The 21,552-nt window shown below is 58.6% G+C and carries 15 protein-coding genes; 11 read left to right on the forward strand and 4 right to left on the reverse strand.

All coding sequences use genetic code 11. The features are described 5' to 3' along the window. Nucleotides 1–127: 127 nt before the first annotated feature. Entirely contained in the window at nucleotides 128–466 is a 339-nt protein-coding gene (locus FOI68_RS20790; protein ID WP_044899344.1) for a histidine triad nucleotide-binding protein, read from the reverse strand. Between the two features lie 317 nt (nucleotides 467–783). Between FOI68_RS20790 and fdhF the strand changes: the two genes are divergently transcribed. The 10 genes from fdhF (at nucleotide 784) to FOI68_RS20840 (ending at nucleotide 16,088) form a co-directional block, all read left to right on the forward strand. Then, a complete protein-coding gene (gene fdhF, locus FOI68_RS20795) occupies nucleotides 784–3,741 on the forward strand; it encodes a formate dehydrogenase subunit alpha (RefSeq protein WP_044899345.1) in 2,958 nt (985 codons plus the stop codon). Further along, nucleotides 3,741–4,220, forward strand: a complete 480-nt coding sequence (locus tag FOI68_RS20800; protein ID WP_044899346.1) for a helical membrane plugin domain-containing protein — start codon at nucleotides 3,741–3,743, stop codon at nucleotides 4,218–4,220. The genes fdhF and FOI68_RS20800 overlap by 1 nt, the downstream gene beginning before the upstream one ends. 32 nt (nucleotides 4,221–4,252) lie before the next feature. Next, the gene (locus FOI68_RS20805; protein WP_044899347.1) at nucleotides 4,253–4,663 is read left to right on the forward strand and encodes a Na-translocating system protein MpsC family protein; all 411 of its coding nucleotides are present in this window, start codon (nucleotides 4,253–4,255) and stop codon (nucleotides 4,661–4,663) included. A 257-nt stretch (nucleotides 4,664–4,920) separates the two neighbouring features. After that, complete coding sequence (locus FOI68_RS20810; protein WP_143864199.1) at nucleotides 4,921–6,603, forward strand: multicopper oxidase family protein; 1,683 nt, start codon at nucleotides 4,921–4,923, stop codon at nucleotides 6,601–6,603. Between the two features lie 87 nt (nucleotides 6,604–6,690). Beyond that, a complete protein-coding gene (locus FOI68_RS20815; protein WP_143864181.1) occupies nucleotides 6,691–7,383 on the forward strand; it encodes a response regulator transcription factor in 693 nt (230 codons plus the stop codon). A 378-nt stretch (nucleotides 7,384–7,761) separates the two neighbouring features. Continuing rightward, the gene (locus FOI68_RS20820) at nucleotides 7,762–9,030 is read left to right on the forward strand and encodes an exo-beta-N-acetylmuramidase NamZ family protein (protein WP_143864182.1); all 1,269 of its coding nucleotides are present in this window, start codon (nucleotides 7,762–7,764) and stop codon (nucleotides 9,028–9,030) included. A 13-nt stretch (nucleotides 9,031–9,043) separates the two neighbouring features. After that, nucleotides 9,044–10,756, forward strand: coding sequence for a serine hydrolase domain-containing protein (locus FOI68_RS20825; RefSeq protein ID WP_143864183.1), 1,713 nt, complete (start codon nucleotides 9,044–9,046; stop codon nucleotides 10,754–10,756). Between the two features lie 68 nt (nucleotides 10,757–10,824). Beyond that, entirely contained in the window at nucleotides 10,825–12,876 is a 2,052-nt protein-coding gene (locus tag FOI68_RS20830; protein ID WP_143864200.1) for a glycoside hydrolase family 3 protein, read from the forward strand. 158 nt (nucleotides 12,877–13,034) lie between these two features. Beyond that, entirely contained in the window at nucleotides 13,035–14,411 is a 1,377-nt protein-coding gene (locus FOI68_RS20835) for a hypothetical protein (protein WP_143864184.1), read from the forward strand. 288 nt (nucleotides 14,412–14,699) lie between these two features. After that, complete coding sequence (locus tag FOI68_RS20840) at nucleotides 14,700–16,088, forward strand: aspartate kinase (protein WP_143864185.1); 1,389 nt, start codon at nucleotides 14,700–14,702, stop codon at nucleotides 16,086–16,088. 150 nt (nucleotides 16,089–16,238) lie between these two features. On the opposite strand, the gene FOI68_RS20845 is transcribed toward FOI68_RS20840, so the two are convergent. Further along, complete coding sequence (locus FOI68_RS20845; RefSeq protein ID WP_029099738.1) at nucleotides 16,239–17,471, reverse strand: MFS transporter; 1,233 nt, start codon at nucleotides 17,469–17,471, stop codon at nucleotides 16,239–16,241. A gap of 1,062 nt (nucleotides 17,472–18,533) precedes the next feature. On the opposite strand from FOI68_RS20845, the gene FOI68_RS20850 reads away from it, so the two are divergent. After that, entirely contained in the window at nucleotides 18,534–19,781 is a 1,248-nt protein-coding gene (locus FOI68_RS20850) for an MFS transporter (RefSeq protein ID WP_035297658.1), read from the forward strand. Between the two features lie 59 nt (nucleotides 19,782–19,840). Here the strand turns inward: FOI68_RS20850 and FOI68_RS20855 are convergent, their stop codons facing one another. Together FOI68_RS20855 and FOI68_RS20860 are read right to left on the reverse strand one after the other, a co-directional pair. Next, on the reverse strand, nucleotides 19,841–20,449 hold the full coding sequence (locus FOI68_RS20855) for a nucleotidyltransferase family protein (protein WP_143864186.1): 609 nt from the start codon (nucleotides 20,447–20,449) through the stop codon (nucleotides 19,841–19,843). Continuing rightward, on the reverse strand, nucleotides 20,442–21,491 hold the full coding sequence (locus FOI68_RS20860) for an XdhC family protein (protein ID WP_044899170.1): 1,050 nt from the start codon (nucleotides 21,489–21,491) through the stop codon (nucleotides 20,442–20,444). The genes FOI68_RS20855 and FOI68_RS20860 overlap by 8 nt, the downstream gene beginning before the upstream one ends. Nucleotides 21,492–21,552 lie beyond the last annotated feature (61 nt).

The raw sequence follows: 21,552 nt of genomic DNA on the forward strand, positions 1-21,552 counted from the left end.
TCCCCTCCGGTCAACAGTAATGAGTCCATGATATCATGAACTCTTTTTTTACTGTCTACCTTGAGGGGATAATACCAGCGAAGGGCGAACGTTGTCTTTTTCTTTCGTCTCGACGGTCTTTGGCCGCTTACATCGTCCACTGAAGCTGACGGCCGCCGAGCACGTGGTAGTGGATGTGAAAAACGGTCTGCTGGCCGTGCTTGCCGACGTTGGTGACGACGCGGAATCCGTCCTGGCTCACGCCGGTCAGCTCGGCCACCTTTTGCAGCCCCAGGTGCAGGTGGCCGATCAGCTCCTTGTCTTCCGGCTGAATCTCCATCAGCGAGGTGATGTGCTTCTTCGGGATGACCACCACATGCACCGGCGCGATCGGATTGATGTCGTGAAATGCAACGATGTGATCGTCCTCGTACACCTTTTTCGAAGGCAGCTCTCCCTTTACGATCTTGCAAAAAATGCAGTCCATTTTGGCATCCTTCCTTTTTATCGGTTTTCTCATGGATGGCATTCGCCAAAAAACGGCGGTTTCCTGTCGGGAGGAGAAAGCGTGTAAGCGTTTTTTCTTGCAATATTCCCCCAATTCGATATAATGGAGATGGGAAGTACATCGATGCTTGCGGGAATGCACACATTTCTGGCACATCCTGGCTTCTCATCTTTTTATGGCGGGATTGATAACTGGTACGAAAATGCTAAGTATTAACCCACCATAAAACAGCTTGAGCGCTTTCTTCGCAGGCGCGGGTTGTTTTATGGTGGGTTTTTTGCTGCAGAGGAGGAACCATGGAACAGAAAACAGTGAGATTTCAATTGAACGGTGTGGTACACGAGGCCAAGGAAGGCACCCGCATCCTGGACTACATGCTGGAGAACGGGATCGAACATCCGCACATCTGTTATTCGCCGATATTGGGGCCGATACAGAGCTGCGACACCTGCATGTGCGAAATCGACGGCAAGATCATGCGCGCCTGCTCCACGACGATCACGGAAGGCATGAACATCCAGAGCGCTTCCGCCCGAGCGCGCGCCGCCCAGATGGAAGCGATGGACCGGGTGCTGGAAAACCACATGCTGTACTGTACGGTGTGCGACAACAACAACGGAAACTGCCGCGTGCACAATACCACGGAACTCCTGCACGTGGAGCATCAAAGCCGTCCGTTCCGGGAAAAAGGGTACGAGGTGGACATGTCCAACCCCTTTTACCGGTACGATCCCGACCAGTGCATTCTGTGCGGGCGCTGCGTAGAGGTGTGTCAGGACGTGCAGGTCAACGAAACGCTGACCATCGACTGGGAGCGGGATATACCGCGGGTCATCTGGGACGACGACAAACCGATCAACGAGTCGTCCTGCGTCTCGTGCGGCCAGTGCGTCACCGTATGTCCGTGCAACGCGCTGATGGAGAAGTCGATGCTGGGTGAAGCGGGATTCATGACCGGCTTGGACAAAGACCTGCTCAATCCGATGATCGATCTGGTCAAGGAAGTGGAGCCGGGCTATGGCAGCATCATGGCCATTTCCGAGATCGAAGCGGCCATGCGCGAAACCCGTACGAAGAAGACCAAGACGGTTTGCACGTTCTGCGGAGTGGGCTGTACGTTCGAAGTGTGGACGAAAGGGCGCAAGATTTTGAAAATTGAGCCGACGGAAAACGCGCCGGTCAACAGCATCTCCACGTGCATCAAAGGCAAGTTCGGCTGGGATTTTGTCAACAGCGACCAGCGCCTGACCACGCCGCTGATCCGCAAAGGGGACGAGTTCGTTCCGGCAACTTGGGACGAGGCCCTGACGTTGATCGCCGAGAAGATGGGAGCGATCAAGCAAACGTATGGCGGCAGCGCGCTCGGCTTCATCAGTTCGTCCAAGACGACCAACGAAGAAGCGTACCTGATGCAGAAGCTGGCCCGTCAGGTATTTGAAACCAACAATGTGGACAACTGCGCCCGTTATTGCCAGACGCCGGCTACGGACGGCTTGCTGACCACCGTGGGCTATGGCGGTGACTCCGGCACGATCAAGGACATCGCGTCCGCCGGATTGGTGATCATTGTCGGGGCCAACCCGGCGGAGGCGCACCCGGTGCTCGCAACCCGGGTCAAACGGGCGAAAAAGCTGCACGGCCAGAAACTGATCGTCTCCGATCTGCGCAAGCACGAAATGGCGGAACGTTCCGACCTGTACCTGCACCCGAGACAGGGGACGGACTTCGTCTGGATTTCGGCTGTGGCCAAGTACATCGTCGACCAGGGATGGCACGACGAAGCCTTTATCAAGGCCCGCGTGAATAACTACGAAGAATACCTGAAGCTCTTGGAAAAATACACGCTGTCCTATGCGGAAGAAGTGACCGGCATCCCGCAGGAGCAGCTTGTCAAAGCGGCCACGATGATTCACGAAGCTGACGGCACGTGCGTGTTGTGGGGAATGGGCGTGACGCAAAACGTCGCCGGATCGCACACATGCGCGGCGATCGCCAACCTGCTCCTGATCACCGGCAACTTCGGCCGTCCGGGCGCGGGAGCCTATCCGCTGCGCGGCCACAACAACGTACAGGGTACCTGCGACATGGGGGCGCTGCCCAACGTGCTGCCGGGTTACCAGAGTGTCAGAGATGACGTGGCTAGGAAAAAATTTGAAAATGCATACGGCGTCGCCATTTCCAGCGAGCCGGGTCTGACCAGCATTCAAATGGTGGAGGCAATCGGAAATGGCACGCTGAAGGCGATGTACGTGATCGGCGAAGACATGGCCTGGGTGGATTCCAACTCCAACCACGTCCAGGAAATGTTGAGCCAACTGGAGTTCTTCGTCGTGCAGGACGTCTTTTTCACCACGACGGCCCAGTTTGCCGACGTGATCCTGCCGGCTGCGCCGTCTCTCGAAAAAGATGGGACGTTTACCAACACAGAGCGCCGTATTCAGCGCCTGTATCAAGTATTCGAACCGCTTGGGGAGTCCAAGCCGGACTGGTGGATCATTCAGGAAATTGCCAAGAGGATGGGCTTCGATTGGAACTACAGCCATCCGGGCGAAGTGATGGACGAAATCGCCTCGCTTACGCCGATTTTCGCCGGCGTCTCCTACGAACGCCTGGAAGGCTGGAACAGCCTGGTGTGGCCGGTCAAGCCGGATGGAACAGACGAACCGCTGCTCTATCTGGAGCGGTTCAACTTCCCGGATGGCCGGGCGCGCTTCTCGCTGGTGGATTACGAGCCGCCGGTGGAATATCCGGAGGAATTTGACCTCGTCGTCAACAACGGCCGTCTGCTGGAACAGTTCCACGAGGGCAACATGACCAAAAAGTCGCCAGGGATCAACTACAAGCTGCCGGACGTCTTCGTCGAAGTGTCGCCGGAACTGGCCCGCGAACGCGGCATCAAGGACGGCACGCTGGTCCGCCTGGTGTCCCCGTATGGCGCGATCAAGCTGCGGGCGGTGGTCACCGATCGCGTACAGGGCAAGAATCTGTTTGTTCCGATGCACTCCGCCAGCCACGAAAACGCGATCAACATCCTGACCGGCAACGCCGTGGACGTTCGGACGCGGACACCCGCCTACAAACAAACCATGGTGCGCATGGAAATCCTCAAAGTGGACGGGAAGAATCCGCTGCCGATGTACAATCCGCGCTACGCCAAGCGCAACCCGCAGTTGGGTGTGCAGGTGGAACGCAAATGGGCACGCAGCGACTACGAGCCCATCGCTGACGTCAATGTGGCAGGAGGTGGGCAATAATGGCGAAACCGACAACCAAGATCGTGCGACCCGTTCTCACCGAGGCGGAGAAGCAGGCGCAGGCGCTGGAGCAGGTGAAACAGGATGCGGCGCAGCACGCGGAAGGCATCCGCGAAGCGCTGAAACTGCTGCAGGAACTGCACGACAGCGGGATCCTGGAGGCGCTGAAGTCGCTGCTCGAAGCCAAGGAAAAGGTGGCCAAGATCGCCGTGGGCCAACTGCTTCGCCCGCCCGTCACCAACTCGATCAACAACGCGATGGCGGTGGCCGAAGCCCTGTCGGAAATCGAGCCGGACATGACCAAAAAGCTGGTCAGCAGTCTGGTCCAAGGGCTGCAGCAGGCCAAGGAGGGGCTCGAACAGGACAGCAAAGTGGGCCTGTTCGATCTGGTCAGAGCGCTGCAGGACCCTGACATCAACCGGGCGATCGGCTTCGGCCTCAACCTGTTGAAAGGCATGGGGCAAGGATTGAAAGAATAGCGGCAAGAGCCGGCCGGAAACGTGGTGATTCGGTGACCAGACGTGTGGAACATGAATTCAGCATGCTCGTACGCGAGATTCGCAAGGAATACGTGGGCAGCGGCCCGCAGCAGATCCGGACGCGCTTTGTGGGCCCGTGGGCCATCACCGAGATGAAGGGCAACTTGACCGACGTGGAGAAGTGGATGATCGATTCAAATGAGGGCCGGCGCATGATCCATGAGACGAGAACGAAAATGGTCAAAGACATTTACAAACATGCCGAGGTGGTCGAGAAACTGGAAACCCTGGTCAACGCGAAACTGGTGACCCTGTTTGCGGACATCAACCTCGAGAGCGACGTCGCGATCACGGTGTTCGTGTTTGACCGGGACATCCAGTCCGGCGCACGTTGGTCTGCCGGTTCGTCGGCGTCCCGGCGAACGTCCGCGGGCTGCCCGTAATCCCGCTCTCCGGGAGCATGCGGCCGCGTCTGCATCCAGTCTGGATGTGGGCGCGGCCTTTTTTTGTCCGTGCAACTTTTTGGGTGCGTACAATCAGCATGTCGGCCGCGCAGTGGCCTCGTCTGCTTATCCGCCGCCCTTTTGGGAAACGATGAGACAGGAAGAAGGCGGGCGTCTCCATAATCTCTTCACGATGTTTTGCTACCATCGGAACGGAGACAGAGCAGAAGGAGGAATCCACGGTGAAGCGAACACTGATGTTCGGAACGGCCGGAGCGGTCATTTTCGCCGCCCTGGCGGCGGGGGTTTTTCTCAACGGGAACGACAGCGGGACACGCGCGCATGCCCAATACATGGCAGAGCCCGTCGTCACGCAGGAAAACGGCAGGAACGTGCGCAGCTTTGAACTGGTTGCCAAGGAAGCGGACTGGCCGTTGTCCGCGGACAAAACGGTGCGCGTGTGGGCGTACAACGGCGTCGTCCCCGGAAGCCAGATCCGGGCAAAAGTGGGCGACGTCATCCGCGTCACACTGAAAAACGAGCTGACGGAGCCTACAAGCATTCACTGGCACGGGTATCCGGTGCCCAACGGCATGGACGGCATCCCCGGCATTACGCAAAACGCGGTGAGACCGGGCGAGACGTTTACCTACGAGTTTGAAGCGACCGTCCCCGGCACGTACTGGTACCATTCCCACCAGGACAGCGCCAACCAGGTGGACCGCGGCCTGTACGGCACATTGGTGGTAGAGGAAAAAGAGGAGCAAGGGGTACAGCGCGACTACACGCTGGTCCTGGACGAGTGGAACACGGCAGCGCTCCAGGGAGGCGGCACGGATCACGGCGGCATGAACCACGGCCAGCCGGACCCGGGCCGGGCGGACATGTCCAGCATGAGCCACGGCAATATGAATCACGGCAGCATGAGCGTCCCCCACGTGGATCACGGCCACATGGGCATGGCCGGCGGGAACGGCGGCACCAAGTCCCACGGAACCCATGGAAACGGCGCTGCCGCCCAAGGGAAGCCGGGAACAGGGATGGCGCCAGGGGCCATGCACGACCGGATGATGCGGGAGATGTACACGATCTTTACCGTCAACGGCAAAAGCGGAGCGGCGATTGAACCGCTGGAAGTAGCCAAGGGGGAACGCGTCCGCCTGCGCTTTGTCAACGCCGGCTTCCAGAGCCATGTGATTCATCTGCACGGCCAGGAGTACGCCATCGTCAGCACTGACGGGCAGACGATTCAGAACCCGCCGACGGTCAAGGACCGCCCGTTCACGATCGCTCCCGGCGAGCGGTATGACGTGGAGTTTGTCGCCCATGCGGACAGCGACTGGGTCATCGAGAGCCATGACGAAAGCGACGCGGCCAGGCAAATGGTCATTCCCGTCAAGGTAAAAGGCGGGAAGGACAACAGCCAAGCCGCAGCGGACACCGTCAAGGCGGAGCCTGTCGACATCGCCGGGTACGGCCAGGCGGGCGGCGGTGCGTTCGACCTGTCGATGACGTACGATGTGGAGTACCGGATGGAGCTGGGCGAAACCATGGGCAGGGACGGCATGGAGCCGCTCTTTACGATCAACGGCCGGACCTATCCGGACATCAAGCCGCTCCAGGTAAAACAGGGGGACAAGGTAAAAGTGACACTGGTCAACAAGGGCTCTTCCGATCATCCGATGCACCTGCACGGCCACTTTTTCCAGGTGCTCAGCAGAAACGGAACGCCTCTGTCCGGTGCCCCGCTGATGAAGGATACGCTGAATGTGAAACCGGGCGAATCGTACGTGGTGGCGTTCGCAGCGGACAATCCCGGCGAGTGGATGTTCCACTGCCACGATCTGCACCACGCGGCAGCCGGCATGGTCTCCACCGTGCACTACGAAGGATCACCGAAATTCGTGGAAGATTCCACTGTCGGCAACAACCCCCATTGAATCTCCGAGCGCGTCCCGGGGCACCGCCCTCTGGGGCGCGTCGGCTGTGAAAAGCTCACCACAAACCATCCGATGGAGGAAAACGTCATGGCGACCATCCTGATCGTGGACGATGAACCGCAGATTGTGGACATTCTCTCGTCCTATCTGCAAAAAGACGGCTATCACGTGATCACCGCCACGAATGGCAATGACGCGCTGGAGCTGGCTGCGGGCGGCCAGCTCGACCTGATCATCCTGGACCTGATGCTTCCCGATATCAGCGGGGAGGAGGTTTGCGGCCGCATTCGCCGCGAATCCCGCGTGCCGATCCTGATGCTGACGGCCAAAAGCGGCGAATCGGACCGGATCACCGGACTGGAGATCGGTGCCGACGACTACCTGGTCAAGCCGTTCAGCCCGCGGGAGCTGGTCGCGCGGGTTCGGGCCATCCTGCGCCGGGTGGGGGAATTTCAGTCGCTCACCGATCGGATCGAGATCGGGGACCTGGTTGTCTCCCTGCGGGAAAAGCGCGTGCAGAAACAGGGAGTGACCGTGGAGCTGACCCCCAGTGAATACCGGCTGTTGACCACATTGATCCGCCATCCGGGGCGAACCTGGACACGCGAGGAGCTGGTCGAGGAGGTGCTGGGAATGGATTTTGACGGGTACGACCGGACCATCGACACCCACGTGAAAAATCTACGCCACAAACTGGAAGACGATCCCAAGCGTCCGGAATACATAAAAACCGTATACGGAGTGGGGTACCGATTTGACACGCCGGCCAAAGAGCGCTGAACCGGTGATCGGCCAGCCTCCTTTTTACCGTTCCCGACGACGAGACCGGCCTCGGCCGGAAACTGCGACAACACGGGGGCAGGTTTCGAAACCGCGAAACAGAAGCCTTCTCCCTCCCAAACCACCCTAGCCAAAAGGAACTAGGCGCATAGACAGGGAAACTTTTGACGAAAATGAACAAATATGGGAAGTAATTCCCGAGAAAAAAGACAGGCCAGCCTTTATGATTAGGATAGACTTACAGAATTTTCTGACACAAACAAGCCAACACAGAGAGGGGGACGCAGGAATCAAGAGGGTTTTGCGACGGGGTGAAAGCGAATATCGCTCCTTCATCCGTTCACAGGCGATTGGCACTACGTTCAAAAACATGAGGTGATGCTGTTGAAACCCATCCGCTGGTCGATGCTTCTTTTGTCACTGGCGCTCCTGGGCACCATGACCGTGGCGGGAGCGGCCGCCCCCGGATTTGCCAAGGAAAAGCCGAACGGCCGCAGCGTCCAGACGGGCATCGAGGTGCTGCTTGACAATCCGGAGCTGGTAAAAGGAAAAAAAGTGGGGCTGATCACCAATCCGACCGGCGTCACCAGCAACCTGACGCACGACGTCGATGCCCTGCTGGCCAAAAAGGTGAACCTGGTGGCCGTCTACGGGCCGGAGCACGGCATTCGCGGGACGGAACAGGCCGGTTCGGCGCCCGGCACCTACGAAGACCCGAAAACGGGGCTGCCGTTTTACAATCTGTACGACAAGTCGCCGGAAGAGATCGCGCCGCTGTTTCGGGATGTGGATGTCGTCCTGTTTGACATCCAGGACGTCGGCTCCCGATTCTACACGTACATATCGACCATGGCGTACGCGATGAAAGCGGCGGCATTGGAGAACAAGCCGTTCATCGTGCTGGACAGGCCCAACCCGATCGGCGGGGAAAAAGTGGAGGGACCTGTACTCGAGCCCGGTTACGAATCGTTTGTCGGGATCTATCCCATCCCCATCCGCCACGGTATGACCGTGGGGGAACTGGCCATGCTGTTTAACGAACGGTATCTGAAAAAGGAGATCGGGAAAAAGGCGGATCTCACGGTCGTGAAGATGAAAGGTTGGAAGCGGGACATGTGGTATGACGAAACGGGCCTTCCCTGGGTTTTGCCTTCCCCCAACATGCCGACTGTGGAGACGGCGGCGGTCTATCCGGGAAACTGTCTGTTCGAAGCGACCAACCTCTCCGAAGGCCGGGGAACGACGCGGCCGTTTGAACTGATCGGCGCGCCGTACATCAAGGCATGGGAGCTGGCCGACCGGATGAATGCGCTCCGTCTGCCCGGTGTCAGCTTCCGCGAGGCGTATTTCAATCCGACGTTTTCCAAGCACGCGGGCAAGAATGTCGGCGGGCTGCAGGTATACGTGACCGACCGGGACAAGTACGACCCTGTTCACACAGCCCTCTCCATCATCGCGGAAGTAAAAGCCCTGTATCCGGACGACTTCGCCTGGAGAACCGACAATTGGATCGACAAGCTGACAGGATCGGACAAGGTCCGCAAGGCGATGGACGCGGGCACGCCTGTCGACGCGATCGTCAAAGCGTGGCAGGAGGAATTGGAAGCATTCAAGAAACTGCGCAAGTCCTATCTGCTCTACCACTAGGGAGGAGAAGAGAATGAACCAACGCGCCGCAATGATTGGACTCTGCGTCTGCTTGTCATGGGGAGCGGTCTTTCTGCCGACAGTCGCGGCCAAACACGGCGACGGCGAGTCGTCGGCAATGGAAGCGCAGGAAAAAAAGACGAAGCCTGTCAAGCACCCGCTGTCCCATCCCTGGGACAAACCCGGCCGGTCCTCCGGCAGCCTGCATCCGGGAACGCCTGCAGCCGCAGGGATGACGCCTGCGCCGTTGGGAGAAATCGACTCGTTCATCGAGTCGGCGATCCACGACGGCGTGATGCCGGGCGCGGTCGTGCTCATCGCCAGACGCGGGGTGATTGTCAAGGAACAGGCGTATGGCCATGCCGCCCGCTACGCCGACGACGGGGGGACCTTGCTGGACCAGCCGGTCGCGATGCGGACGGACACCCTCTTTGACCTGGCGTCGATCAGCAAGCTGTTCACCTCCACCGCCGTCATGCAGCTCCATGAACAAGGGCTGTTCCAACTGGATGATCCGGTGGCCAGGTACATCCCGGCATTTGCGGAAAACGGCAAGGACACGGTGACCATCCGACAGCTCTTGACCCATACCTCCGGATTTGAACCGTTCATTCCCCTGTACACGATGGGGAACAGCCGGGAAGAGCGGCTGGAGTTCGTCTTTCGCCATCCTCTTGTCAACAAGCCGGGCAGCGCGTACGTCTACAGCGATCTCAACCTGATCACGCTGGGGGCGTTGGTGGAGAAGCTGAGCGGCCAGCGCCTGGACGAATACGTCCGCGATCACATCACGAAGCCCCTGCGCATGACGGATACGATGTACAATCCGCCCGAGAGCCTGAAGAAACGGACGGCGGCGACGGAGTACCAGCCCTGGACAAACCGGGAACTGGTCTGGGGACAGGTCCATGACGAAAACGCCTGGGCGCTGGACGGCGTCGCCGGGCACGCCGGGGTGTTCAGCACCGCCCGCGATCTGGCTGTCTTTGCGCAGATGATGCTCAACGGCGGCACCTACGGCGGAAAGCGGATTTTGTCCAAAAAATCGGTGGAGCTGATGACGGAAAACCAGATTCCGAAGTTCCCCGGCGACGACCACGGACTCGGCTGGGAGCTGAACCAGGGCTGGTACATGGACGCGCTGGGCGACAGCCGGACCATGGGGCATACCGGCTACACCGGCACGTCGATGGTCGTCAGTCCCAACAACGAAACGATCTGCATCGTGCTGACCAACCGCGTCCATCCCACCCGCAACACCGTCTCCACCAACCCGGTTCGCCGGGGAGTCGCCCGGCTGGCGGCGCTGGCGATACCGGTGGACCTGCCCGGCAAGGAAGGGGCCTGGTTTGCAGGTACAGGCGACGAGCTGGACAACACATTGACGGCAAAGACCGATCTGCCGGAAGGGGGAACCCTGACGTTTGACACCTGGTACCGGATCGAAAACGAGAGCGACTACGGCCATGTGGAAGCGTCAGCGGACGGCGAGCATTGGACGGAAGTGGGGAGCGCGCTTACCGGCGAAGGCGACTGGCAGACGGTCACGTGGCAGCTTCCCGCGGGTACGGAACAGGTCCGGTTCCGCTACGCCACCGATCCCAGCGTGAACGGCCGTGGCTGGTATGTGCAGCACCCGTCCATTGCCGGCCCGTCCGGCAAGCCGGTGAAGGCCGTCTGGAACCCGCAAGGCTGGTCGTACGAAGGCAAAAACAGGGGGAGATAATCGTGGATCACAAAAAACGTACAGGACTGGCATCTTTCTTTGCGTTGGTGCTGCTGTTCTGCCAGGCAATGGTTACCGCAGGCGCGGCGCCTGCGACTTCAGCGGCGCCTGCGACAGCGGCGGACAAGGCCGGCGCCACCGATTTGATCATCAGCCTGAACATCCCCGAGGCGGAAGCGGTCGTGTCGGGCAAGACGCTGCGGCTTCAGGCGCTGCATCTGTACGCGGACGGCCATTTTGAGCAGACTACGCAGCATTTGAGGTGGCAGTCCTCCAACAAAAACGTGGCTGCTGTCGACGCACAGGGCACCGTCACGTTTGCCGGCCACAACGGCAGAACCTTCATCTCCGTTACCGACGGCAGATTCGAGGACCGCATCGCCCTCGACTACAAGGAAAAAGGGGAGCCGCAGGTACAGGTCGTCAAGCAGAAAGGAAAGCGGTACGACGTCATCGGCAAAGCGATCGCCGGCATGACACTGGAAGAAAAAGTGGGCCAGATGATGATGCCCGACTTCCGCAAGTGGAACGGCGCAGACGTGACCCGCATGCTGCCGGAAATCGAGACGTTGGTGAAGAAGTACCACATCGGCGGCGTCATTCTGTTCCGGGAAAACGTGGTGGACACCGCGCAAACGGTGCGCCTTGTCCACGACTACCAGCAGGCGGCGGAAAAATTCGGGCTGCTCGTGACGATCGACCAGGAGGGAGGCATCGTGACCCGTCTGCAGCAGGGCACCGACACGCCGGGGAACATGGCCCTCGGTGCCGCCCGTTCCACGGAACTGGCCTATCAGGTGGGCAGCGTCATCGGCAGGGAGCTTGCCGCCCTGGGCATCAACACCAACTTCGCTCCGGTCATGGACGTCAACAACAACCCGGACAATCCGGTGATCGGCGTGAGGTCGTTCGGTGAAGATCCCAAGCTCGTGGCCGACCTGGGTGTCGCCTACATCAAAGGGCTGCAGCAAAACGGCGTCGCCGCCACGGCCAAACACTTCCCCGGCCACGGCGACACGGCTGTCGATTCCCACTTGGGACTGCCGGAGGTTCCCCACGACAAGGAACGGCTGATGAACGTGGAGCTGTACCCGTTCAAGCAGGCGATGGCGGCGGGCGTGGACGCGATCATGACGGCACATGTCACCTTTCCGAAGATCGACGACACCAAAGCCGTCTCCCGCAAAGACGGAACGGAAATATCACTGCCCGCCACCCTGTCGCCCAAAGTGATCACCGGGCTGATCCGCGACGAGCTGGGCTTTGACGGCGTAGTCTCCACCGACGCGATGAACATGCAGGCGATCGCTGACCACTTTGGTCCGGTGGACGCGGCCATCCGCGCCGTGCAGGCGGGCGTGGACATCGTGTTGATGCCGATCGGCCTGGAAGAAGTAACCAACGGCGTCCTAAAAGCCGTCCGCGACGGCACGATCAGCGAAAAGCGGATCGACCAGTCCGTCCGGCGGATTTTCACCTTGAAAGTAAAACGGGGAATTGTGAAAGCCGAGCAGCCCGCTGATGTAAACGACCAGATCGCCCGTGCCCTCGCGGTGGTCGGCTCGGCGGAGCACAAGCGGGTGGAAGCGGAAGCGGCGGCTCGTTCCGTGACCCTGGTCAAGAACGACGGGGTGCTGCCGCTCAACATGGACGAGGGCGCGAGCATCGCGGTGGTGGGGACCACGTACATCGACAGCCTGGCCGATGCCGTCAGGAAGCATCATGCCAACACCGTCACGATCAAGGTGGCAAACGACACCCTTTCCGACGAACAGCGAAAGCAGGTGGAAGCGGCGGACGCCGTGATCATCGGCTCCTACACGTTCGACGTAAAAGGACGATCCCCGGACAACCCGCTGATGAAACTGTATCGGGAGATCAGCCAGCAAGCGGACAAACCCGTGATCGGCGTCGGCATCCGCAATCCGTACGATATCATGGCGTACCCGGAAGCGGATGCCTACCTGGCTCAATACGGCTTCCGCACCGCGAGCTTTCAAGCGGCGGCGGACACGATGTTCGGCCAAAACAAGCCGACGGGAACACTGCCGGTCACCATTCCGGACGGGAAAGGAGGCACCCTGTACCCGTTCGGTCACGGTCTGGGGTACGGCAAGTAAACCCTGTTATGATATGGGAAGAGGCCCGATTCGCTTGTCGAGTCGGGCTTTTTCTTAGGGTTCCCATATGGATCGGTCCCGTTTCCGTTGGTATAATATGGTTGGTTTGCGAAAAGACGCTGAGCATGTTCGTTGCAACCCAGGGGGGAATGTGAAAGGTGAACGGTAACAGACGAACAGGGGTCATCCTTCTGGTCGTTCTGCTTCTTGTCCTGTTTGCGGTGAAGCGATGGGACCAACCAGGCGATCAGAAGGTGATCAAAGTCGACAGTTGGGAGGAAGTAAAGCAGTATCAATATGCGAAGACCCCTGGGCTGAAACGGGCGGAAGAATTGCATCTCGTCCGCACCTTTGACACCAAGATCCACGTTCCCGGAACCGGCCGCACGTTGTCGATCGACGAGATCTGGTACAACAGCAAACATGTCTTTTTCTTTACCAGTATCGATGTGCCCTCCGGATTTCTGGGCGCTGTTCCCAACGAGAGAGAGGTACCGATTGTCTCGTTTCAGATGGGACTGCCGGGGGACAAACCGGGAGGACCGGACCATCCGCTCTATACCTTGAACTGGATGCCGAATGAAGGTGTCATTCACAACGGGCGGTTTTACAATCGGGCGACCACCAACCCGCTGTACAAGGATGGGATGTCCGACGTTTTGCCCCAGGTCGACGAGATCGTGCTGCGGGATGTGTCCGTGAGCATCGGCGGACAAACCATTCCGCTGCCCGACGTCACCCTCCCGATCCGTTTTGACGTTCGCCAGGAGGTGACGGTATCGGTACCGTTGAAGCAGGAACTGCGCCCGATGGACCGCACGATCGTGCTGGAGTCCTTGGAACTGGGCACGACAGTCAACCGGCTGTACTTTCGCTTCCGCTCCCCGGATCGGAGCGAGCAGTTGAACCATCTGTCCTTTACCCTTCGTTCCGACAAGGGAGAGGTGCGTGACTCCAACCTGAGTCGGATCGAAGCGGGGCCAAACGGGCGGCATTACGTCGAATTTGAACCGTTTGACAAACAGCCGGCAAAGCTGGAGCTTACGCTGCATTCTCTCTGGCTCGCGGGAGACGACCGGATCCGCTTTTCGTTTGATTCCGGAACATACAGCCGCCACGTGAAAAACGAAACAGACTCCTACCGTGAAAAAGTAGGGCAGCACATCGCCACGATTAAAAACACCGATATTTATCTGGATGAACTGTACTACGACGACAGGGGCATTTCCTTTTCCGTTCGCTATGAGGACAAAGAAGCGGGAAAGGTACCCCGTCTTCATCTGATTCCCGAAACTCCAAACGACGCAGAAATGGGAATCAATCGGAAACTGCCGCTGACGGTGACGGCGACAAACGAGCGGGGCGAGCCCGGTGAATACGGGCAGAGAGGCAGCAGCAGCGAGGGCACCTTCGACATGTTTCTGGACGCGAAATTCGTGCAGGCCTCCAAGCGCATTGACGTAACCGTCGACCGGCTGCTGTACGAGATTGCGGGGGAGTGGAAAGCAGCATGTGAGGTGCCGAAAGGAGAGTAACCGTCCCCGGGAACGCTTGCTGTTACGGCAAGCGTTTTCGTTTGCGGTCGAGTAACGTTTCGTTTTGTCCGCCTGGAATAGACAGTTGTCTTTTTCACGTAAATCGCGTAATCTAAGAGAAGACATCGGGGCCATTCGTCCGGCCGCGGCATCTGCCGCTACCGCGCAATGCCGGGAGGGAGGCTTCCTCTTTCACGGCCGGGGTCGGGACCGCGGAAACACGACATGCGCGAAAAAAAGAGAGAACCAGGAGAGATCACCTCTCATGCGGGATAGGAGGATCAGGAGATGAAGGTTGCAAAATTCGGGGGAACTTCGCTGGCCAATGCCGAGCAGATCAGGAAAGTGTGCCAGATTGTGAGAGCGGACAAGGAGCGGCGGATCGTTGTCGTCTCGGCGCCGGGAAAACGGCATCCATCGGACACGAAAGTGACGGACCTGTTGATCGCCTATGCCCAACGCCGCCTGAACGAAGGCGAAGCGGCAAGCGAAAAGCAGGCCGTCATCAACCGGTTTGTGGAGATCATGGAGGGATTGGAGCTGCCTGCACATCTCTCCCGGGAGATCGTCGCCGAGCTGGAGGAGAGCCTTGCCGCGACGCCCGCCGATCAGCCCGACCGCTTTGTGGACGCCGTCAAAGCGGCCGGGGAAGACACCTGCGCCAAGCTGGTTGCGGCGTATCTGCGCCAGCTTGGCGAGCAGGCGGAGTACGTCAATCCCCGGGAAGCCGGGCTGTACGTGACGGATGAGGCCGGCAACGCCCAGGTGCTCCCCGAGGCATACGACCGGCTGCAGTCTTTGCGCCAGCGGCAGGGCATCGTCGTGTTTCCCGGTTTCTTTGGGTATACGCCGGACGGGGTTCTTGTCACGTTTTCCCGGGGCGGTTCGGACATAACGGGTTCCATCCTGGCCGCCGCCGTGAAGGCTGACCTGTACGAGAACTTTACCGACGTGGATTCGGTCTACGCGGTAAACCCCAACCTGATCGCCAATCCGAAAGAAATCCGCGTCATCACCTATCGGGAAATGCGCGAGCTGGCCTATTCCGGCTTTACCGTCTTCCACGAAGAGGCGCTGCTGCCCGCATTCCGCGCAGGCATTCCGGTCTGCATCAAAAATACGAACAATCCCGCCGCGCCGGGGACCAAGATCGTGTCGGGCAGGGAAACGAAAGACGCGCCGGTGGCCGGCATCGCCAGCGACAAAGGCTTTTGCAGCATCTACGTGAGCAAATACCTGATGAACCGGGAGATCGGCTTTGGCCGCAGACTGCTGCAAATCCTGGAGGAGGAAGGCATCTCGTACGAACACACGCCGTCCGGCATTGACAACATCTCCGTCATTTTGCGGGAACGATTCTTTGACGAGAAGACGGAGTCGCGGGTCATCAAGCGGATCATGGACGAACTGCATGTGGATGAAGTCTCCGTCGAACGAAATCTGGCCCTGGTCATGATCGTCGGAGAGGGGATGAGGCGTTCCGTCGGGGTGTGCGCCAGAGCCACCGCCGCCCTGGCAAACGCGAGGGTCAACCTGGAGATGATCAATCAGGGATCGTCCGAAGTGAGCATGATCTTTGGCGTCAAGGCGGCCGATGCCGACAAGGCGGTTCTGGCGCTCTACCAGGAGTTTTTCACGGCGCAGAGCACTTTCCCGCAGCCGGCGGCCACCCGCTAACGTCCTATAACGAATGAAAAAAAGAGGGGGAGTTTCCCCTCTTTTTGCGTTCATCAGTTCAGCTCTTGCGTACACCAGTTCAGCGGCGCGGGCATGGTCCACTTCGGGTATGTCTGTACGTTTCCATCGGATGACGCGTCGTTCGCGGCTTTACCCCTTGAGGGTGGCGTGCCCTTCGGAGAGGCGCTGCTCCTGTCCGCGGGGGTTCTCGATCAGTTTGCCTGATTTGACCAATGCGGCAGTGACCAGCAGCGCCGCGCCATTGATGAGAAACACCGCGCGGATCGGAATCAGTCCGCCCAAAAAGCCGCCCAGCACGGGGCCGATCATGGTGGCCAACTGCGTGACCGACTGATTGAGGCTGAACGCTCTGCCGCGAAACTCCGGTGCGGTTACGTTGACGATCATCGCGTTGATCGACGGATAGACGGCCGCGAAGAACAGCCCGTACACGAACCGCAACATGCCGAAGCCGTACAAATGGGTAAAGAAGAACTGCAGCAGATTGCCGATGGCGCCGCCCAACAGGCCGATGAACAACACCTTGGTGTAACCGAGCCTGGTCCCCGCCGCTCCCCATCGAGGCGCGGCCAGCACCGTGGCGATGCCCACGGCGGAAAAAATGATGCCCGAGCTGAGCGACGCATCCTGCTGGGACGCCCCGAGCTGCAGGACGTACACGGTCAGCAGCGGTTCCAGCAGCATGACCGAAACGGTAACGATCATCGCCAATCCCAAAACGGCCATAAACGGGCGGTTTCCCAGGGCGGTGCGCAGGTCCTCCCGTACGTTTGAGCGCGCAGCGGAGCGGTTGACGTTCGTCTCCTTGGCGAAAAACGTGGCAATCAGCGCCGCCACCAGCACGACGTACCCGGAGAAGAGAAACGCTTCCCGGCTGCCCCACAAATGGCTCACAAAGCCGCCCACGAGCGGTCCGACGATCCCTCCGGTGGCGCCGGCCGTCGACATGACCCCGAGCGCGTAGCCCACGTGTTTTTCCGGCGTATTCGTCGCCACCAGGGCAATGGAGGCGGGGACAAAGCCGGCCAGCAGCCCCTGCAGTACCCGGAGCAGCAGGAAGGAGTACGGGTCGGTGACGAAATAGTTCAAAAAGTACAACACGGCCAAGCTGAACCCTGACCGCATCAGCATCGGTTTCCGCCCGTACTTGTCGGCGAGCGAGCCCCAGTAGGGAGAGATCAAGGCGCTTGCCAGGAAGGTAATGCCAAACGAGATGCCCGACCACGCCTCCAGATGCTCATGGACGCCGAGAGACGTGTGGAGGAAGAGGGGCAGAAACGGTATGGAGATGGAGTACGCCGTGCTGCAGAAAAACACCCCGATCCACAGCACGACGAGATTTCGCTTCCAGGAAAACGTCATCTGTCGTCACAACCTTTGTGGGAAAAAAGAGTCGCGTGATGCAGGATCATTTTAACATTGGTTGACAAAAATGACTAATTGAGAAATGAGATTGAATTGTTTCGGAAATGAAATTATCGGGCCCGTTATGAAAAAACGCCGTACACCGGCCATCACAGCCGAGTCTCGATTCGCGCGGCATCGCCGCTTGGACGACGGGAGATTGAAAGCCGGGTCCGGGACGCCTGCCTACGCGCCGCCCCGTGCCGCTCCGAGCCGTTCGGACAAGCAGGTGACGAGCAGTTGGGCATCGCCGCCGTTCTCCCTCGCGTTGGTTTTTCATAAAAATCCCTGCTTGACAGGGTGTCAATCCCCATACTATACTTTCCATGTCAGACAGCACGGTTTGTGCCTGCGCCCCCTGCAAAAGGGAAACATTGCGTAAGGAGGCAAGAACGATCATGGTAAGTGAATTCGTACAAACAGCCATAACGAAAACACTTCCCGATCGTTCGATTGCAGCATGGGTCTAGTTCGCGTTCCCTTGCCGTCATGGGTTCAGGGATATCGAAAGGCGAGCGGCACAGCCGGAACCATACATGCATGAACACAGACGTCGGGAAGAACCGTGACGTCTTTTTGCGTTTGCGGCATGTCGGGAAGAACCCGGCGTCTTCGTGAGCAGCGTGAGGCGTCGGATAACAACCTGGCGTCTTTTTGCGTTTGCGAGACGTCAGAAATAGTCCCGGCATCTTTGTGCACAGCGCGAGACGTCGGAAAAGCCCGGCGTCTTCGTGCGCAGCGTGAGACGTCGGGAAAAGCCCGGCGTCTTTTTGCGCTTGACGACGTGTTGGACATCCGACGTCCATTCATGCATGGAAAGAACCGCTGCCGCTCTTTCCGTCATCCTGCCCGCTGCAATCGAAACAGTGGAGGGCTGCCCGATCAAATCAACAGGAGTGTGGAGAATGGGCAACTGAACACCGAACCGGGACGAAACCGGATCAGAGGAGTGATCGCACAAAACATGTACCTGGACTTATCAGACGTTCACATTTACCTTGCAAAAGAAAGAGGGATGGTATGACAGTTCAATCGACTTCCAACAGTTCGGCAGGAGATTTGTTCCGCAACCGGGTGGTACGGACCATTCTGCTGTCGGCGTTATTTCTGCAGATCGGCGTTTGGGTCCGCAACTACGCCATTCTGCTGTACGTGATGGAGCGGACGAACGGGGACCCGGTTGCCGTATCGCTCATATCCGTGGCCGAATTTGCGCCGATTTTTCTGTTCTCCTTTATCGGGGGCACGTTTGCCGACCGATGGCGGCCCAAGCGAACGATGATCTGGTGTGACGTGCTCAGTTCGCTTTCCATGTTTGTCGTGCTGCTTACGCTGGTGTTCGGCAGTTGGAAAGCCATCTTTTTCGCGACGCTGGTCTCGTCCGTGCTGTCGCAGTTTTCGCAGCCGTCCGGCATGAAATTGTTCAAGCTGCACGTGCCGGAACAGCTCATCCAGATGGGGATGTCCATGTACCAGACGCTGTTCGCGCTGTTTATGATCCTGGGGCCGATTGTCGGGACATTTGTTTACCAGCATTACGGCATCGGCGCCGCAATCGCGATCACGGGCACAGCCTTCTTGCTGTCCGCTGTCGTGCTTCTGATGCTGCCGCCTGATCGCGACATGGAGGAGCAGGCTGAGAAAACGACTTTGTGGCAGGAAATGAAAGCGGGATTTCGCTATGTGCTGGGGAACCGGACCTTGACCCTGCTCGGCGGCTGTTTTGCCGCCGCGGGTTTCGCGATTGGCCTGACGCAGCCGCTGGTGGTTTTCCTCATCACCGAACGTCTCGGCTTGCCGAAGGAGGACCTGCAATGGCTCATGGCCGCCAATGGCATCGCCATGATCCTCGGCGGAGGCGTGATGATGGGAGTGGCGAAAAAACTCGCTCCACAAAAGCTCCTCGTCCTGGGGATGACCGTCAGCGCCTGTGGCTTCCTGGTGATGGGGCTTTCCACTGAACTGTGGTTGACGCTGACGGCCCAATTCATCTGCGGACTGGTCATGCCGTGCATCCATATCGGAATCAACACGCTGATACTGCAAAACACCGAGGCGTCGTTTGTCGGGCGCGTCAACGGCATCCTGAGCCCGCTCTTCATGGGCGCGATGGTGGTCATGATGAGCATCACCGGTTGGTTGAAAGCCATGTTCTCGCTGGTGGCGATGTTCGAAGCGGCCACCGTGCTGTTCTTCATCGGGGTGCTGGTGATTCTGCCGCTGCTCAAAGGGCATGCGGCCCCGCAAAAAACCGTCCAGCCGGAATAACAAACATCGAGTCGTGCGAAAACGCAGGTACCCAGTGAGGCGTACCTGCGTTTTTTCCTTTATGTCGGAGGAAAAGACGTTTCCCATTTCTTCAGATCGTCCGGTGTGTCGATGTCAGCGCCCCACAGGGATTGTTCAGCGGGGATCAGTTTCAGTTTCGCTGCGTGGCGCGAAATGATCAGGCGCCCCCCTTCGTCACCCTTTAAGTCCGAAAACTCTGAAAACAATTCGGCGTCAAACAATACGGGATGCCCGGGTATGCCGCTGTACTGGGGACGCACGATCTGAATTCCATGCGATCGCCAATCCGCATACGTTTGGAGCAGCTTCCTGACCAACATGGGGGGAACAAACGGTTGATCGGCCAGAAACACCAGCAAGGCATCGACCCGGCCTGTCAGCGCTTCGACTCCTCGCTGCAGCGAAGTTGCCATCCCTTTGGCGTATTCTGAATTTTTGATGATTTCTACGGACAAATCCCTGGTATGCTCATGAAGCAGGTGAACATGTTCTCCTCCGACGATGAGGATGGGATCAAGCTTCGATTGGATGGCACATTCAACGGAATGACGAAACAATGGTTTGCCGTGAACCTCCAGGAATAATTTAGGCACCCCCATTCGACGCGACATGCCTGCGGCCAGGATGACCGCACCTATTCTACGCATGGATTTTCGTTCGGCCGTGAAGGGGCCTGCCGCTGCTGCCGCTTCGGACCATCATCAGTTCCGCAATAATGCTGATCGCAACTTCTTCAATCGTTTCGGCGCCTACATCCAGTCCGATTGGTGCGCGCAGAGGGCCGCTCGACAGAGTCGCTCCGATGTTGGCAAGCATTTCCTGGGTGCGGGACAGGGGGCCTAACACACCGACAAAGCGAGGGTTGCTTCGCAGTGCGAGCGCTAACGAGGCTTCATCTCGGCGCTGCTGGTGATTCATGATAACCCACCAGCTATCCTGCAAACCTGCAGGGTCCGCTGCATCTGGTTCAACGACCAGATGGGATGCGGCCGGAAAACGAAAGCCGTTGTTAAAGTCTTTCCGAGGATCTAACACGGTTACATGAAATCCCACTTGCGCAGCGACAGATACAAGGGGGACGGCATCATGACCGGCACCCGCTATGATCAAGTGTTCATTGGGCCTCATGGTATCAATGACAAAACGGCGATCTCCGAGGGAAAGAACTTCTGCACGCGTGCGTTGGAAGGTCCGATCCAATGCGTGCTGCCGAACCTCGTCTGGGAACTGAGCCAAATCCCCCCAGCCATTTCCGTTTGAATCAAGCAGGACGCGAATACCCGTGGGAATTTCGAGGATCAGGGAAAGGGGGCGATCTTCTTGGATGACGGTGAGGGCTGTTTGCCAGAAGCTGTCCTCGGGATCGACAGGAACAATCAAGATCTCCAAGGATCCTTTACAGCCGATCCCCAACGTCCAGAGGTCATTTTCACTCAGATCATACTGTTTGGTGATCGGGAGGTTTTGACGAATGGCTTCTTTTGACCATTCGAACAGATCATTCTCCAAACAGCCCCCGCTCAATGTACCAAACCTTTGTCCGTCCGCTGCCATCATCATTTTGGCACCAGGCTGGCGGTAAGCCGATCCACGTACCTCCGTAATCATCAACAAGCATGTTTGCTGATTGCGCTGCCAGGCTTGTTTCATGTTTTGCAACACATCTCGTGCTTCTTGAATGCGCGACATGATCGCTTCCTCCTTACGTCATGAAATAGGATATCGGCAATCGCCGGGTATGCGTACACCC

Origin of the sequence: Brevibacillus sp. LEMMJ03 (assembly GCF_007197875.1) — a bacterium.
Classification (GTDB): Bacteria; Bacillota; Bacilli; order Brevibacillales; family Brevibacillaceae; genus Brevibacillus; species Brevibacillus thermoruber.

Excerpts from the sequence above, each read along its gene's own strand:
- FOI68_RS20790 (WP_044899344.1), bottom strand. The coding sequence starts at position 466 with ATGGACTGCATTTTTTGCAAGATCGTAAAGGGAGAGCTGCCTTCGAAA.
- fdhF (WP_044899345.1), top strand. The coding sequence starts at position 784 with ATGGAACAGAAAACAGTGAGATTTCAATTGAACGGTGTGGTACACGAG.
- FOI68_RS20800 (WP_044899346.1), top strand. The coding sequence starts at position 3,741 with ATGGCGAAACCGACAACCAAGATCGTGCGACCCGTTCTCACCGAGGCG.
- FOI68_RS20810 (WP_143864199.1), top strand. The coding sequence starts at position 4,921 with ATGTTCGGAACGGCCGGAGCGGTCATTTTCGCCGCCCTGGCGGCGGGG.
- FOI68_RS20815 (WP_143864181.1), top strand. The coding sequence starts at position 6,691 with ATGGCGACCATCCTGATCGTGGACGATGAACCGCAGATTGTGGACATT.
- FOI68_RS20820 (WP_143864182.1), top strand. The coding sequence starts at position 7,762 with ATGCTGTTGAAACCCATCCGCTGGTCGATGCTTCTTTTGTCACTGGCG.
- FOI68_RS20825 (WP_143864183.1), top strand. The coding sequence starts at position 9,044 with ATGAACCAACGCGCCGCAATGATTGGACTCTGCGTCTGCTTGTCATGG.
- FOI68_RS20830 (WP_143864200.1), top strand. The coding sequence starts at position 10,825 with ATGGTTACCGCAGGCGCGGCGCCTGCGACTTCAGCGGCGCCTGCGACA.
- FOI68_RS20840 (WP_143864185.1), top strand. The coding sequence starts at position 14,700 with ATGAAGGTTGCAAAATTCGGGGGAACTTCGCTGGCCAATGCCGAGCAG.
- FOI68_RS20845 (WP_029099738.1), bottom strand. The coding sequence starts at position 17,471 with ATGACGTTTTCCTGGAAGCGAAATCTCGTCGTGCTGTGGATCGGGGTG.
- FOI68_RS20850 (WP_035297658.1), top strand. The coding sequence starts at position 18,534 with ATGACAGTTCAATCGACTTCCAACAGTTCGGCAGGAGATTTGTTCCGC.
- FOI68_RS20855 (WP_143864186.1), bottom strand. The coding sequence starts at position 20,449 with ATGCGTAGAATAGGTGCGGTCATCCTGGCCGCAGGCATGTCGCGTCGA.
- FOI68_RS20860 (WP_044899170.1), bottom strand. The coding sequence starts at position 21,491 with ATGTCGCGCATTCAAGAAGCACGAGATGTGTTGCAAAACATGAAACAA.